The following is a 14,490-nucleotide window of genomic DNA, read 5'->3' as shown; positions in this document are numbered from 1 at the left end:
CTGGCGCGCACCTTCGCAGGCTTTGCATCAACCGCCGGTACCGCCGACGGTAATTGCATCGATTTTCAGGGTTGGCTGGCCGACACCAACGGGCACTGACTGACCGTCTTTGCCACAGGTGCCCACGCCGCTGTCCAGCGCCAGGTCGTTACCGACCATCGACACTCGGCTCATGGCCTCTGGACCATTACCGATCAAGGTCGCGCCTTTAACCGGTGCCGTAATTTTACCGTCTTCAATCAGATAGGCTTCGCTGGTGGAGAAGACGAATTTACCGCTGGTGATATCGACCTGCCCGCCGCCCAGGTTGGCGCAGTAGATGCCCTTCTTCACTGAGCGGATAATTTCTTCTGGGTCACTCTCACCGGCGAGCATGTAGGTATTGGTCATGCGCGGCATTGGCAAATGCGCGTAAGACTCACGACGGCCATTGCCAGTAGGCCGGACACCCATCAAACGAGCATTGAGTTTGTCCTGCATGTAGCCCTTGAGTACGCCATTCTCGATCAGCGTGGTGCACTGCGTCGGCGTACCTTCGTCATCCATGCTCAACGAACCACGTCGCTCAGCCAAGGTGCCGTCATCGACAATGGTGCACAGGCTCGATGCAACTTTCTCGCCCATGCGACCACTGTAGGCCGAGCTGCCTTTACGGTTGAAGTCACCTTCCAGACCGTGACCTACCGCCTCGTGCAACAGCACACCTGACCAGCCCGCGCCCATAACCACTGGCATGCTGCCAGCCGGCGCTGGAATGGCTTCGAGATTGACCAGCGCCTGACGCAACGCCTCACGGGCATAGCCCATGGCGCGGTCTTCGTTTAGAAAGTAGCGATAATCGGTGCGCCCGCCACCGCCATGTCCACCCCGCTCACGACGGCCATTTTGCTCAACGATAACGCTGACGTTAAACCGTACCAGCGGACGAATATCAGCGCCAAGGCCACCATCGGTTGAGGCGACCATTACCCGGTCCCATACCCCCGCCAGACTAACGGTAACCTGCTTGATCCGCGAGTCGAGTGCGCGTGTTGCCTGGTCGACCTGCTTGAGCAGTTCAACCTTCTCGGCCCGATCCATCACATCCAGTGGGTTATTCGGCGCATAAAGGGCGGTAATGCTTGGGCTGCTGAAGGCGCGCACACAGCCATTTTGCCCAGCGCGAGCGATAGACCGCGCAGCCAGAGCAGCTTGGCTCAAAGCTTCGGCGGTAATCGCGTTGCTGTAGGCAAAACCGGTTTTTTCGCCGGACTGGGCGCGCACACCCACACCTTGATCAAGGTTGAAACTGCCTTCTTTGACGATGCCATCTTCAAGCACCCAGGTTTCAGAAACCTGACTTTGGAAGTACAAATCAGCGGCATCGATACCAGGCCCAGCCAATTCGCCTAGAACGCCAGGTAAACTATCGATCGTCAGGCCGCCTGGGCTCAACAGGTGATCGCTCACCGACATCAACATCTCGCTCATAACTACTCCAAACCTGGCAGCCGCAGTTCGGCCGCTGCAAAAAATCGTTTATGCCGCATCACCGGCATTCGTTGGCGTATCGAGGCCTGTTCGGCGGCGTCTCGTGGCTCGACCAGAGCGCCCTCGCCTTGTGCCTGACTGATACAAATGCGTCCCCAAGGATCAACAATTGCTGAATGGCCATGGGTCTCACGACCGCCGGGGTGAACACCACCCTGCGCGGCGGCCAGCAGATAACACTGTGTCTCGATGGCACGTGCGCGAATCAGCACCTGCCAATGGGCAGCGCCGGTCACGGCGGTAAACGCCGACGGCGCGGTGATCAGTTCAGCGCCAGCAGCACGCAAGGCGCTATACAACTCAGGAAACCGCAAATCGTAGCAAACGGTCAATCCCAGCCGCCCTATCGGGGTATCAGCCACCACCACGTGGGCGCCAAATTCATAATCATCCGACTCCCGGTAACGACCGCGATTGTCGGCGACATCCACATCAAACAAATGCAATTTGTCATAGCGTGCAACAGGCTCGCCATCCGCATCAAAGAGTAATGAGCATGCATTTGGCTTGGCCTCGGGCTGCCCCTCGGCCGGCAAAGGAATTGTCCCGGCAACTATCCATAACTTGAGGTCGCGGGCGGTCTTTTTCAACCAGGGCAGGATCGGCCCTTCACCCATTGCTTCATCACGACCCATCTGCCGGTAATCACGCCGACCCATAGCGGCAAAGTTTTCAGGCAAGACCGCAAGACTTGCGCCTTGCTCAGCGGCGTTCTCGAGCAACTTGCGTGCTTGATGCAGGTTAGCCAGCACATCATCCTGGCTGACCATCTGAATAACCGAGAGGCTCATGATCTCTCCGTGGCGATAAGGCTGTTACTCGCTAGTCTACGCCCCTCACCACCTTCTGACAGGCTACTCACCTGGGTTTTTCAAAAGGTTTATCAAAGTCGATATCAGGCGATTGAATCGGGCCTTTGACGTCGTATTGAACACTGGCAAAGCGCGCTATATGGTCGCCTAACAGCTTATCGACAACAAAGAGCGCCCCACCAATCGCAGGCGCTCCGACAATCAGCGCGGCGATGGGCAAATTGTTCGTCACTGGCAGCGTGACCAGTAATTTAGCGTCGATGCTTTGATCAACCATATTCAAGGTGCCATTGAGTTCCAGATCACTTGATGGGCCTTTTAGCGTGATCGGTCTAGTGGTGACATAAACCCCACTGGTTGCACGCAGATCGCCTTTAACCTCGTCATAACTCAAGCCCTCGCCCAGCAAGTCAGAGAAGTCCAAACGCAAGCGACGCCCGATTGAGTTGAAGTTAAGCAGACCGAAAACCCGCAACGCCGACGCCGAGCCCTTGGCCTCGACGAACTGGCCTTTATGCAGGGAGGCGTCCATATCGCCACTGAATCGTGCCAAACTGACATTCAGGGGCGAGCCAGGCCAAGTGCCATCCACGTCCAGCCGAAACCGCTCACTGGTGGCGGTAGGCGCGAACCCCCAAGCCTGCAACACATCTTTTAGATTCTTACCTTCAAAGCGCCCCTTGTACCAACTATTGGCGCTGCCCACCGCCCCCTCCCAGCCTGCGGTACCTGTCAATTTCAAGCCGGAAAGGTTGATATTCAGATCACTGAACCGAACCCCACTGGTAACGGGTCGGGCCTTCAATGATGACGGGCCCAGTGAGTGCTCGCCCAGTTTTATCTCCGCCACCTTAAAGTCAATTGAGGGGATTTTACCCGGATCAACATCCGCCAACGGATCAGGCTTGTCCGAGACGACCGTCTTGCTTGGCTCTAGCTTGGGCAAGCGAATGTAGGCAAGATCAGCGCTGATCGGCCGCGATGAATTATCGGGGAACAGTACATTGCCCTTCGCCAGCGAACTGTCGACAGACAAGGCCCATGCTGGACCCGAGCGGCGCACGCCCACCGTGACGTTATCCACGGTTTTACCAAAGCCGACAAAGCGCCCAATCTTCAATTGTGCATCGGTGAAAACCTGCAAGGCGGAGCCCTTGGACGCCCCCATATAGGGAGCGACCGCTTTCTGCCAGGCGGCCAGATCCAACTCGGCAACCGAACCACGCAGACGATAGCCCTTCTGCGTTGGCAACTGCGCCAGGCCACCGCCTAAGCGCAACTCACCCCGACCTTGCAGAATATCTGCTGCAGGCGCAACGCCATTGAAACTCAACAAGTTCGCATAACCCACTTTGAAACTATGCTGCTCGCCACCCAAGCCCATTTCAAAGGTCGTATTGCGCCGATCATTGGCGGCTTTAGCAAAAGGTGCCGGCAGATCAATCGCCACGCCTTTAAGCGCAGAATCAATTTGCAAATTGGTTTGCGCACCATCAATTTTCAGGCGCATGCGATAAGGCAAATCACCTTTGGCGGGGATCGGCTGAGTCACGCCAAGCCACTTGCCAAGCGCTTCTAGAGGAACTTGTCCTTGGGCATCAATCAAACTGGTCGCCCGACCATTCACCGCCTGTGCAATGGCCTTGCCCTTGGCTTTGTGCCCGAGCAATTGCGCCTCGATTTTCGGGGCACTCAAGCCTTTGGAGGTGTCATAACGAAATGCACCGGATACATGGCTGAGGTCCAGCTTCGGGTTGCCAATCTTGACCTCGGCATCCTTCGCGGTGAAATCGACTATCACCTTGGGCTCTAGGCCTTTGTGCAGCGGGATATCCAAATCCAGCGCGCCGGTCAAATCCCCTTTACCCTGCCAGTCTTTAAATACTTCAGCGGTACCAATGGGCGCTTCCTTGAGGATTTTCAGCGCATCAGCAGCATTACTCTCAAGGTCGGCCGTTAGCATCAGGTGGGGTTGTGTATCCGGCTGCTCAAGAGGAATGGTGACAGTAACGTTTTTCGCCGTGCTATTGAGTATCTGCCCTTGCGGCACGCGAATGCGCACTTGATCGTCTTCAATCAGCACTTCCCCACGGGCGTTTTTCAGCTCCGGCCAGCCCGGCTGATAGGCCAACTCAGCGTCATGCACGGCAAAGTACAAGCTAATGCTGTGCGAAGCCTTGCTCGAGCCCTTGTTAAGCGAGCCTTGAAACTGGAAATAACCCTGGTCGACCGCACCGGCCTTGATCGACGTTTTCAACCAGTTGGCCAGTTCCGGGCTGAACTCAGGCACCTTGGTCGGCAAGTATTTTTCTGTGAAACGCGCATCGCCATGGGTGATGCCGACCCGCAGGTCCATGTAATCTTCAATCTCAGGATCGCCGGTCAGGCGAATCAGGAAGTCACCCGCCGCCTGGCCTTCATCACCCGTTGCTTGAACATAAGGGGCACGCAGCGTCAGGCCTTGCTCGTTGATTCGCCAATCAACCTGGCCGCGCGCCGTGTGATACAGCCACGGCTTGGGGAACAAGGTTGCCAGGTTGAGGGAGAACTCTTTGGCATCCAGCAAAATCGAACCCGAGCCCAAATCGCCCGTGACGCTGCCGGTAATATTCTCAATGCCGGGCACATGGTCATAGGCCGAGAAGCTGACGCCATCGGTATTGGTTGCAAACTGAACCCGTTTATCCCCCTCGGCGTCAGGTTCAAAGCGCAGGGTAGCGTTGGTCAGCGCACCGCGAGGGTCGAGGGTGGTGATCGCATTCAGTGCTTTATCTTGCATCGGCGCCAGCGCCTGCACGAATGGCAACAAGGGGGCGATCTCTAAGCGATCAACACTCAGCGCCCAATACTCAGCAGCATCGGGCTGCTTTACATGCTGTCGCAGCGTCGCGTTCAAAGGGCCAATTTGCTGCTCACCGTTGCGCGCGGTGAAGTTGGACAACTGGGCACGCACGCCATCAGCATCGCGTTCAAAATAACTGTTGAGCTCCACATCGGTCAGGCTCACAGGCTTTCGCTCGGCGTAGCGACCCTCAAGCAGGGGCATTTTAATTTGCGTGGTGGCGCGCTGCAGCGTCCTGTCAGCCCATGACAGCCAGAATTGGCCGCCAAGCTGCAGATGATCCAGCGACCAGTCGCGGGTTAGGCTTTTGGGTAACCAGCTTGCCCAATCGGTTTCAGGCAATTGCAGGTACACCTCAGCTTGCAGGTCACGCCACTTCTTGACGTTCATCCTAGTGCGTACCTGCAATGCCAACGGTTTGCCGTCGGGGAGTTGCAAACGCCCATCGAGGCGCTGGCGACCGCCGGAAAAACCCAGGGTCATGTTCACGTAGCGCAAGGTATGGGCGGGCTGCTTGAAGGCTTCGAGTGTCACCTGACTGTTAAGCAGCGAAAGGTGGCGCACCCTTTTCAACTGCTCAAGGACCTTGTCTATATCAGGCGCATCATTGTCTTTGGGCTTAGGCAGGCCTTCAACCTGCCACTCGCCAGCCTCATTCTCGGCCACACTAAGCTGCAAGCCATCAATCGCCAATAGCTCGGCTCGGGGCTGCATGGCCATGGCACTGGCGACCAGATCAGGTATCAGACGAATTTGATCCAGACGCACCGCATCGGCCCCGTCGCCAAGGATCACATCATGGGCGACCAGTATGGGTGCCAAGCCGTGCCAACTGCCCTCCAGCGAACCAATGGACACAGGCATACCCAAGGCGGCCTGCGCTTTGTCTTCGGCCTCGATGCGGTATTGCGCCACTAACGGAGTAATTTGCCGACCGATGCTGACCAGCAATGCGGCAACGATTAATACCAGCGCACAGAGCCCTAAGCTCCAGCGCAGAAGCTTTGCTAGCCAGTTGCCTGAACGTGCCAACTAACTCAACCCTTTACGGCGAGCAGGTACGTCACAGCAGCACCACATCGTATTGTTCCTGAGAGTACATGGTCTCTACTTGAAACTTGATGGTGCGACCAATAAAGGCCTCTAGATCTGCAACGTTGCCTGACTCTTCGTCGAGCAAACGGTCTACCACTTTTTGATTGGCCAACACCCTGTATCCCTCTGGCTGATAGGCTCTTGCTTCACGCAGTATTTCCCGAAAAATCTCGTAGCAGGTGGTTTCCGGGGTTTTTAACTTGCCGCGTCCCTGACAACAAGCGCAAGGCTCACAGAGCACTTGCTCAAGGCTCTCGCGCGTACGTTTGCGGGTCATTTGCACCAGACCCAGCTCAGTAATGCCAATGATATTGGTCTTCGCGTGATCGCGCTCTAATTGTTTTTCCAACGTGCGTAAAACCTGGCGCTGGTGCTCTTCATCTTCCATGTCGATAAAGTCGATGATGATAATCCCGCCGAGGTTACGCAGGCGCAGTTGCCGGGCAATTGCCGTGGCTGCTTCAAGATTAGTCTTGAATATGGTTTCTTCTAAGGTGCGATGGCCGACAAAAGCGCCGGTATTGACATCAATGGTGCTCATCGCTTCAGCCGGATCAACCACCAGATAGCCACCGGACTTCAGCGGCACCTTGCGGTCGAGGGCTTTCTGGATCTCATCTTCAACGCCGTACAGGTCAAAAATCGGCCGCTCACCCGGGTAATGCTCAAGACGGTCAGAAATTTCCGGCATCAGTTCACCGACGAAATGGCTGATTTTCTGAAAGGTCTCACGGGAATCAATGCGGATTTTCTCAGTTCGCGGGCTGACCAAGTCACGTAATGTGCGCAAGGCAAGGCTGAGGTCTTCATAGATCACCGAGGGTGAGGATGCAGACTTCATCTGCCCGGCAATTTGCCCCCACAAACGGCGCACGTAACGGATATCCGCCAGAATTTCATCCGTGCCCGCGCCCTCAGCAGCTGTGCGCAGTATGAAACCGCCGGCTTCCTCATTGCCGTCAGCCGCCACACACTCGGCAACCACTTGCTTGAGGCGCTCACGCTCCGCCTCGTCCTCGATCTTCAAGGAAATGCCGACGTGGCTGCTCTTGGGCATATACACAAGGTAACGCGATGGCAACGACAGCTGGGTCGTCAGGCGCGCACCTTTGGTGCCGATAGGGTCTTTAGTGACCTGCACGACCAAGCTTTGGCCTTCGTGCACCAACGCGCTGATGCTTTCGACCGCAGCGCCTTCACGGCTGGAAATTTCTGACGCATGAATAAAGGCCGCCCGCTCAAGGCCAATATCGACAAATGCGGCCTGCATGCCCGGCAACACTCTTACGACTTTACCCTTGTAGATATTGCCGACAATCCCGCGACGCTGTGTGCGCTCGACGTGGACTTCCTGCAGCACGCCATTTTCGACGACTGCCACGCGCGATTCCATCGGCGTGATGTTGATCAGGATTTCTTCACTCATGCGTCCATCTCTTTTGAGATGAAGCTGCAAACTCGGGGAGATCGCTCACCCGTGACCTACAACTTCCTTAAGTGTGGACTGGCAACGCTTGCCAGCACGGAATTGCAAAATCTGCGAGTAACTCAGCCGTTTCGCACAGGGGCAAACCCACCACTGCCGAATAACTGCCCTGCAATTGACTGACGAACACTGCCGCCAAGCCCTGAATACCGTAACTACCCGCTTTATCCTGGGGTTCACCGCTGGCCCAGTATGCCTGTGCCTGCGCATCTGAAATGGATCTAAAGGTTACCTGACTTGTCACCACCACGGCGCTGACTTTATCTCGCGAGACCAGCGCCACCGCGGTCAACACCTGATGCTCGCGGCCCGACAGTGCCTTCAACGTCGCCAGTGCATCGTTTCGGTCAGCAGGTTTGCCCAGAATCTTGCCATCAAGCACCACCGCCGTATCAGAGCCGAGCACCACTGCATCAAGCGGCGATTCAAGCTGGTCAAACACGGCCTGCGCTTTTGCCAACGCCAGACGCTCTACATAACGATCTGGCTGCTCATCAGGCAATGCAATTTCATCTATCGGGCTGATTTGCGTGGTAAAGGGCACACCAATCTGGGTGAGCAACTCACGCCGACGTGACGAACCTGAAGCCAGGTACAACGTGGCCATGCAGAATTCTCCCTGTCGAATAATGATGTCAGGCCAAGCCTGCTTAATTGACGCCTAGGCGCTGTTGAATGCTACGCAAGATAACGCTGACCCACGGCCAAAGCAGCACACTGACCACGGCAGGAAGGATGAAGGTAAGCGTCGGAGGACGGCTGCCCGTAAGCGCGTTAAGCCACAGCTGAACCAGCTGTGCCAGGCCAAATACAACCATCAATACCAAACACTGCTGCCACATAGGGAACATGCGCAAACGCTGGTGCAGGCTTAACACCAAAAAGGTGATCAGACTCAGGATCAGCGCATTTTGACCCAGCAACGAGCCATTTAGCACATCCGCCAACAAGCCAAATGCCCACGCGGTGGCCATGCCGACCCGGTGTGGCAGCGCCAGAACCCAATAGGTCAGAAACAGCGCGAGCCATAGTGGCCTGCCCATTTCCATAAAGGCCGGCAGACTGGAAACGCTGAGCAGCAATGCGAACATCAAACTCAGCCAAACAACCCAGGTATTACGGGCGCGAACACCGCTCATTGTTGAGCTCCTTGCGCGGGTTGTGCTGGCCCGGCGGGTGCAGAGCCTGGCGTAGCGCCTTCGGCCCCCGGCTTAGCCTCTTCAGCCGCCGGTGCAGAGCGCGATCCTGGCTCCATTGACTGGCGGTCCTCTGCCTCTTGCGCTTGGGCCGACTCGGTCGCGCGCTGCTCTGGCGAGCGCGGATCGGTAAACACCAGCAGCATATAGCGGCTACGGTTGAGGTTAGCAGTGGGAATGGCCCGGACTATTGCAAAGGGCTGGCCCGAGTCGTGGATCACCTGCGACACAGTCGCTACCGGATAACCGGCAGGGAAACGCTGGCCCAAACCAGAACTGACCAACAAATCGCCTTCCTTGATATCTGCCGTATCGGCAACATGACGCAGATCCAAACGCTCAGGATTGCCGGTACCACTGGCAATCGCCCGCAAACCGTTACGGTTCACCTGCACGGGAATACTGTGATTGGTATCGGTGAGCAACAAAACACGCGCCGAGTAAGGCATCACCTCAACCACTTGGCCCATCAAACCACGCGCATCAAGCACTGGCTGACCAATCACCACACCGTCTTTCGAGCCCTTATCAATCAGGATGCGATGGGTGTAGGGGTTCGGGTCAATGCCGATCAATTCGGTGGCGAGCACATCGTCATCAACCAGCGCAGCCGAGTTGAGCAACTCACGCAAGCGCACGTTCTGCTCAGTCAGTGCCGCCAGCTTTTGCAGGCGACGTTGCATCAACAGACGTTCAGTTTTGAGCTTTTCGTTCTCAGCGACCAATTCGGTGCGCGAACTCAGCTCCTGGGTGGTGTTTTCCCAGAGCGTCACCGGCAAGCTGCCCAGCCAATATACCGGCTCGACAATCACACCGAGCTGGCTACGAAAAGGCTTGAGCACATCAAAACGCGCATCTACCACCATCAAGGCAGCCGAAAGCACAGCCAGCACCAACAGGCGCACACCGAGCGAAGGTCCTTTGGCAAATAGCGGTTTAATAGGCGGGTCCTCGTAGCGTCAGATATTAACAAAAAGCTGCAAGTGAGCCTGAGGCCCGCCTTGCAGCTTTTGTTTAAAACGGAAAGCTTACTCCGTGGACAGCAAGTCCATGGTGTGACGATCCATCATATCTAACGCTTTACCGCCGCCACGTGCAACACAGGTGAGTGGGTCTTCGGCAACAATGACCGGCAGGCCAGTTTCCTGAGCCAGCAATTTGTCGAGATCACGCAGCAGTGCGCCACCACCGGTCAACACCAAGCCACGCTCGGCGATGTCTGAAGCCAGCTCTGGAGGCGATTGCTCCAGCGCGCTCTTGACCGCCTGCACGATAGTCGCCAGGGACTCTTGCAGCGCTTCGAGCACTTCGTTGGAGTTCAGGGTGAAGCTGCGCGGCACGCCCTCAGCCAGGTTGCGACCACGCACATCAACTTCGCGAACTTCGCCACCGGCGTAAGCCGTGCCGATTTCCTGCTTGATACGCTCAGCCGTCGACTCACCGATCAGGCTGCCGTAGTTGCGACGCACATAAGTGATGATGGCTTCGTCGAAGCGATCGCCACCCACACGTACTGATTCGGCGTAAACCACACCGTTCAACGAGATCAGGGCAATTTCAGTGGTACCACCACCGATATCCACCACCATCGAACCGCGAGCTTCTTCAACCGGCAGACCGGCACCAATCGCAGCAGCCATTGGCTCTTCGATCAGAAACACTTCACGTGCACCGGCACCAATCGCCGACTCACGAATGGCACGACGCTCAACTTGAGTCGACTTGCACGGCACGCAGATCAGGACCCGCGGGCTTGGCTGCAGAAAGCTGTTTTCGTGAACCTTGTTGATGAAGTACTGCAGCATCTTTTCACAGACACTAAAGTCGGCAATGACGCCGTCTTTCATCGGGCGAATTGCGGCTATGTTGCCCGGTGTACGACCAAGCATGCGCTTAGCCTCAGTACCGACAGCAACGACGCTCTTCTGGTTACCGTGGGTACGGATGGCGACTACGGAAGGCTCATTGAGAACAATTCCGCGCTCGCGAACATAAATAAGGGTATTGGCAGTGCCCAGGTCAATAGAAAGATCGCTGGAAAACATGCCACGCAGTTTTTTGAACATGGGATATAGGACCCTAGGAAACGCGTGGGTAAAAAAAGTGCGGCAAACTCTAACAATGGAAGGGATTTTGAGCAAGGCACCAATGTGTTAGATTGCCTGTTTTTCCGGGCTTCTGGCCCACCATCGCGGCCTTAGACCGCTGGCTTACGAAATACGTTCCCTGCATATCGCATGTACGTCGACTCAATCACACTTTCAGGCAGCCCATAAAAGGCTGCTTAATACAGGGGAATCCGATGGCGCTTGAACGCTCCGAAGTGGAGAAAATCGCCCATTTGGCCCGTCTGGGCCTGAATGAAAGCGAAATTCCACAAACGACCGAGACCCTCAACAACATTCTCGGCCTAATTGATCACATGCAGTCGGTAGATACCAGCGGTATCGAACCTTTATCGCATCCCCTTGAGGCAACTCAACGTCTGCGAGCCGACGAAGTGACAGAAACAAATCACCGTGACGCCTACCAGGCAATCGCTCCGGCTGTCGAAAGCGGCCTTTATCTTGTTCCAAAAGTTATCGAGTAACCAGTATGCATCCACTGACTCTGGCCGAGATCGCCCGCGGACTCGCCGACAAGACATTCTCATCCGAAGAGCTGACGCGAACCCTGTTGGCGCGCATTCAGCAACTCGACCCGCAACTCAATAGTTTCATCAGCATCACCGAAGACCTCGCGCTACAGCAAGCCCAATCGGCTGACGCACGTCGTGCCGCGGGCGAGACCGGTGCTTTGCTGGGTGCCCCGATCGGCCATAAAGACTTGTTCTGCACCCTCGACATCCGCACCAGCTGCGGCTCGAAGATGCTCGACAATTTTAAAGCGCCGTATAACGCCACTGTCGTTGAAAAACTGGCGACAGCCGGCACTGTAACCTTGGGCAAGCTGAACATGGACGAATTCGCCATGGGCTCAGCCAACGAATCCAGCCACTACGGCGCGGTGAAAAACCCATGGAACCTTGAGCGGGTCCCAGGTGGTTCGTCTGGAGGATCAGCGGCCGCGGTCGCTGCGCGCCTGTTACCGGCTGCCACGGGTACAGACACCGGCGGCTCTATTCGCCAGCCGGCGGCGCTGACCAACCTCACCGGAATCAAGCCGACCTACGGCCGCGTCTCGCGCTGGGGCATGATTGCCTACGCTTCCAGTCTCGATCAGGGCGGCCCTTTGGCTCGCACCGCTGAAGACTGCGCACTGATGCTGCAAGCCATGGCTGGCTTCGACCCGAAAGACTCCACCAGTGTCGATCATCCGGTTGATGATTACCTCGCCGCGCTGGGCAAGCCACTGACAGGCTTGCGCATCGGTTTGCCGAAAGAGTACTTCAGCGCCGGCCTCGACAGCCGCATCGCCGACGCGGTAATGGCGGTGGTCGAGCAACTGAAAGCCCTTGGCGCCACGGTCAAGGACATCAGCCTGCCCAATAACCAAAACGCGATTGCGGCCTATTACGTTATTGCTCCGGCTGAAGCCTCGTCCAACCTGTCGCGCTTCGACGGCGTGCGTTTTGGCTATCGCTGCGAAAACCCGGTCAACCTTGAAGACCTCTACAAGCGCTCGCGCGGTGAAGGCTTCGGCGCCGAGGTCAAGCGCCGGATCATGGTGGGTGCCTACGCCCTGTCTGCCGGTTATTACGATGCGTACTACATCAAGGCGCAACAAATCCGACGCCTGATCAAGAACGACTTCGTCGCTGCGTTCAATGACGTTGATGTGATTCTCGGTCCAACCACGCCAAATCCGGCCTGGAAGCTGGGCGAGAAGAGCAACGACCCGGTAGCGGCGTACCTTGAGGACATCTACACCATCACCGCCAACCTTGCCGGCATTCCCGGTTTGTCGATGCCGGCCGGTTTCGTCGATGGTTTGCCCGTGGGCGTGCAGTTGTTGGCGCCCTACTTCGAAGAAGGTCGCCTGCTGAATGTGGCGCACCAATATCAACAAGTCACTGATTGGCACACTCGCGTGCCAGCCGGCTTTTAAGGATCACTCAGATGCAATGGGAAACCGTGATCGGGCTGGAAATTCACGCACAGCTCGCGACTCAGTCGAAAATCTTCTCGGCCAGTGCCACCACCTTTGGCGCCGAGCCTAATACCCAAGCCAGCCTGGTTGACCTCGGTATGCCGGGCACGCTGCCTGTGCTCAATGCTGAAGCCGTACGCATGGCGTGCATGTTTGGCCTGGCCATTGATGCGCATATTGCCCCGCGCAATATTTTTGCCCGTAAAAACTACTTCTACCCAGACCTGCCAAAGGGCTACCAGACCAGCCAGATGGACGACCCAATCGTCGGCATCGGCCATCTGGATATCACCCTGGAAGACGGCACCGTCAAGCGCATCGGCATCACCCGCGCGCACCTTGAAGAAGACGCCGGTAAAAGCCTGCACGAAGACTTCCAGGGCATGAGCGGCATTGACCTTAACCGCGCCGGTACGCCGCTGCTGGAAATCGTCTCCGAGCCGGACATTCGCAGCGCCAAAGAAGCCGTGGCCTATGTAAAGTCGATTCACGCGCTGGTGCGCTACCTTGGCATCTGCGACGGCAACATGGCCGAAGGCTCGCTGCGCTGCGACTGCAACGTATCGGTACGGCCAAAAGGCCAGGCCGAATATGGCACCCGCGCCGAGATCAAGAACGTCAACTCGTTCCGCTTTATCGAAAAAGCCATCAACCATGAAGTTCAGCGTCAGATCGAGCTGATCGAAGATGGCGGCAAGGTTGTTCAGGAAACCCGCCTGTACGATCCAAACAAAGATCAGACGCGCTCGATGCGCAGCAAAGAAGAAGCCAACGATTACCGTTACTTCCCCTGCCCTGATCTGCTGCCGGTGGTGATCGAACAAAGCTTCCTCGACCAACTGCGCGGCACGCTGCCTGAATTGCCCGTGCAAAAGCGCGAGCGCTTCGAGGCACAGTTCGGCTTGTCCGCCTACGACGCCAGCGTATTGGCTTCGAGCCGGGAAATGGCCGACTACTTTGAAGCCGTTGAGAAAACCTGTGGCGACGCCAAGCTGGCCGCCAACTGGGTCATGGGCGAGCTTTCAAGCCTGCTCAACAAAGATAGCCTCGAGATCGATCAATCCCCTGTCAGCGCTGAACAACTGGGCGGCATGATCCTGCGCATCAAAGACAACACCATCTCCGGCAAAATTGCCAAGATGGTCTTTGAAGCGATGGCGGCCGGCGAAGGCTCTGCGGATCAGGTCATCGAAGCCAAAGGCCTGAAGCAAGTTACGGATAGCGGCGCAATCGAAGCCATGCTCGATGAGATGCTCGCGGCCAACGCCGAGCAGGTTGAACAGTACCGCGCGGCTGAAGAGGCCAAGCGCGGCAAGATGTTCGGCTTCTTTGTCGGTCAGGCCATGAAGGCCTCAAAAGGCAAAGCCAACCCGCAGCAAGTGAACGAACTGCTAAAGAAGAAGCTCGAAGGCTAATGCGTCATCGCCCGGCACCGATTGA

Annotated in this window: 11 protein-coding genes; 3 read left to right on the top strand and 8 right to left on the bottom strand. The window is 56.6% G+C overall.

Annotation, left to right across the window (positions count from 1 at the left end):
* Nucleotides 1–27: 27 nt before the first annotated feature.
* The 8 genes from tldD to mreB all read right to left on the bottom strand — a co-directional run bounded on the left by tldD (nt 28) and on the right by mreB (nt 11,027).
* Nucleotides 28–1,470, bottom strand: coding sequence for a metalloprotease TldD (gene tldD / locus AACY09_RS18960; protein ID WP_339490243.1), 1,443 nt, complete (start codon nt 1,468–1,470; stop codon nt 28–30).
* A 2-nt stretch (nt 1,471–1,472) separates the two neighbouring features.
* Entirely contained in the window at nt 1,473–2,321 is an 849-nt protein-coding gene (locus AACY09_RS18955) for a carbon-nitrogen hydrolase family protein (protein ID WP_339490241.1), read from the bottom strand.
* A gap of 67 nt (nt 2,322–2,388) precedes the next feature.
* Nucleotides 2,389–6,216, bottom strand: coding sequence for a YhdP family protein (locus AACY09_RS18950; RefSeq protein ID WP_339490240.1), 3,828 nt, complete (start codon nt 6,214–6,216; stop codon nt 2,389–2,391).
* 31 nt (nt 6,217–6,247) lie between these two features.
* Nucleotides 6,248–7,705, bottom strand: a complete 1,458-nt coding sequence (gene rng / locus AACY09_RS18945) for a ribonuclease G (RefSeq protein ID WP_339490238.1) — start codon at nt 7,703–7,705, stop codon at nt 6,248–6,250.
* Between the two features lie 67 nt (nt 7,706–7,772).
* Entirely contained in the window at nt 7,773–8,372 is a 600-nt protein-coding gene (locus AACY09_RS18940; RefSeq protein WP_339490237.1) for a Maf family protein, read from the bottom strand.
* Between the two features lie 43 nt (nt 8,373–8,415).
* Complete coding sequence (mreD, locus tag AACY09_RS18935; protein ID WP_339490236.1) at nt 8,416–8,904, bottom strand: rod shape-determining protein MreD; 489 nt, start codon at nt 8,902–8,904, stop codon at nt 8,416–8,418.
* Nucleotides 8,901–9,866: a rod shape-determining protein MreC gene (gene mreC / locus AACY09_RS18930; protein WP_445323894.1), complete on the bottom strand. Its 966-nt coding sequence runs from the start codon at nt 9,864–9,866 to the stop codon at nt 8,901–8,903. The genes mreD and mreC overlap by 4 nt, the downstream gene beginning before the upstream one ends.
* Nucleotides 9,867–9,989: 123 nt before the next feature.
* On the bottom strand, nt 9,990–11,027 hold the full coding sequence (gene mreB / locus AACY09_RS18925) for a rod shape-determining protein MreB (protein ID WP_010489781.1): 1,038 nt from the start codon (nt 11,025–11,027) through the stop codon (nt 9,990–9,992).
* A gap of 236 nt (nt 11,028–11,263) precedes the next feature.
* Here mreB and gatC point away from each other — a divergent pair, with 236 nt between their 5' ends.
* The 3 genes from gatC to gatB are packed head-to-tail and all read left to right on the top strand — an operon-like array spanning nt 11,264 to nt 14,465.
* Nucleotides 11,264–11,551: an Asp-tRNA(Asn)/Glu-tRNA(Gln) amidotransferase subunit GatC gene (gene gatC / locus AACY09_RS18920; protein ID WP_339490235.1), complete on the top strand. Its 288-nt coding sequence runs from the start codon at nt 11,264–11,266 to the stop codon at nt 11,549–11,551.
* A 5-nt stretch (nt 11,552–11,556) separates the two neighbouring features.
* Complete coding sequence (gene gatA, locus AACY09_RS18915; protein WP_339490233.1) at nt 11,557–13,008, top strand: Asp-tRNA(Asn)/Glu-tRNA(Gln) amidotransferase subunit GatA; 1,452 nt, start codon at nt 11,557–11,559, stop codon at nt 13,006–13,008.
* An 11-nt stretch (nt 13,009–13,019) separates the two neighbouring features.
* Entirely contained in the window at nt 13,020–14,465 is a 1,446-nt protein-coding gene (gene gatB, locus AACY09_RS18910; RefSeq protein ID WP_339490231.1) for an Asp-tRNA(Asn)/Glu-tRNA(Gln) amidotransferase subunit GatB, read from the top strand.
* The last annotated feature ends 25 nt before the right edge of the window (nt 14,466–14,490 follow it).

This window comes from Pseudomonas sp. EL_65y_Pfl2_R95 (assembly GCF_963971045.1).
GTDB lineage: Bacteria > Pseudomonadota > Gammaproteobacteria > Pseudomonadales > Pseudomonadaceae > Aquipseudomonas.
Note: the sequence above shows the minus strand (reverse complement) of the source record. Positions and strands in the feature narration are given on the sequence as shown.

Excerpts from the sequence above, each read along its gene's own strand:
- mreB (WP_010489781.1), bottom strand. The coding sequence starts at position 11,027 with ATGTTCAAAAAACTGCGTGGCATGTTTTCCAGCGATCTTTCTATTGAC.
- rng (WP_339490238.1), bottom strand. The coding sequence starts at position 7,705 with ATGAGTGAAGAAATCCTGATCAACATCACGCCGATGGAATCGCGCGTG.
- gatA (WP_339490233.1), top strand. The coding sequence starts at position 11,557 with ATGCATCCACTGACTCTGGCCGAGATCGCCCGCGGACTCGCCGACAAG.
- AACY09_RS18940 (WP_339490237.1), bottom strand. The coding sequence starts at position 8,372 with ATGGCCACGTTGTACCTGGCTTCAGGTTCGTCACGTCGGCGTGAGTTG.
- AACY09_RS18955 (WP_339490241.1), bottom strand. The coding sequence starts at position 2,321 with ATGAGCCTCTCGGTTATTCAGATGGTCAGCCAGGATGATGTGCTGGCT.
- tldD (WP_339490243.1), bottom strand. The coding sequence starts at position 1,470 with ATGAGCGAGATGTTGATGTCGGTGAGCGATCACCTGTTGAGCCCAGGC.
- mreD (WP_339490236.1), bottom strand. The coding sequence starts at position 8,904 with ATGAGCGGTGTTCGCGCCCGTAATACCTGGGTTGTTTGGCTGAGTTTG.
- gatC (WP_339490235.1), top strand. The coding sequence starts at position 11,264 with ATGGCGCTTGAACGCTCCGAAGTGGAGAAAATCGCCCATTTGGCCCGT.
- gatB (WP_339490231.1), top strand. The coding sequence starts at position 13,020 with ATGCAATGGGAAACCGTGATCGGGCTGGAAATTCACGCACAGCTCGCG.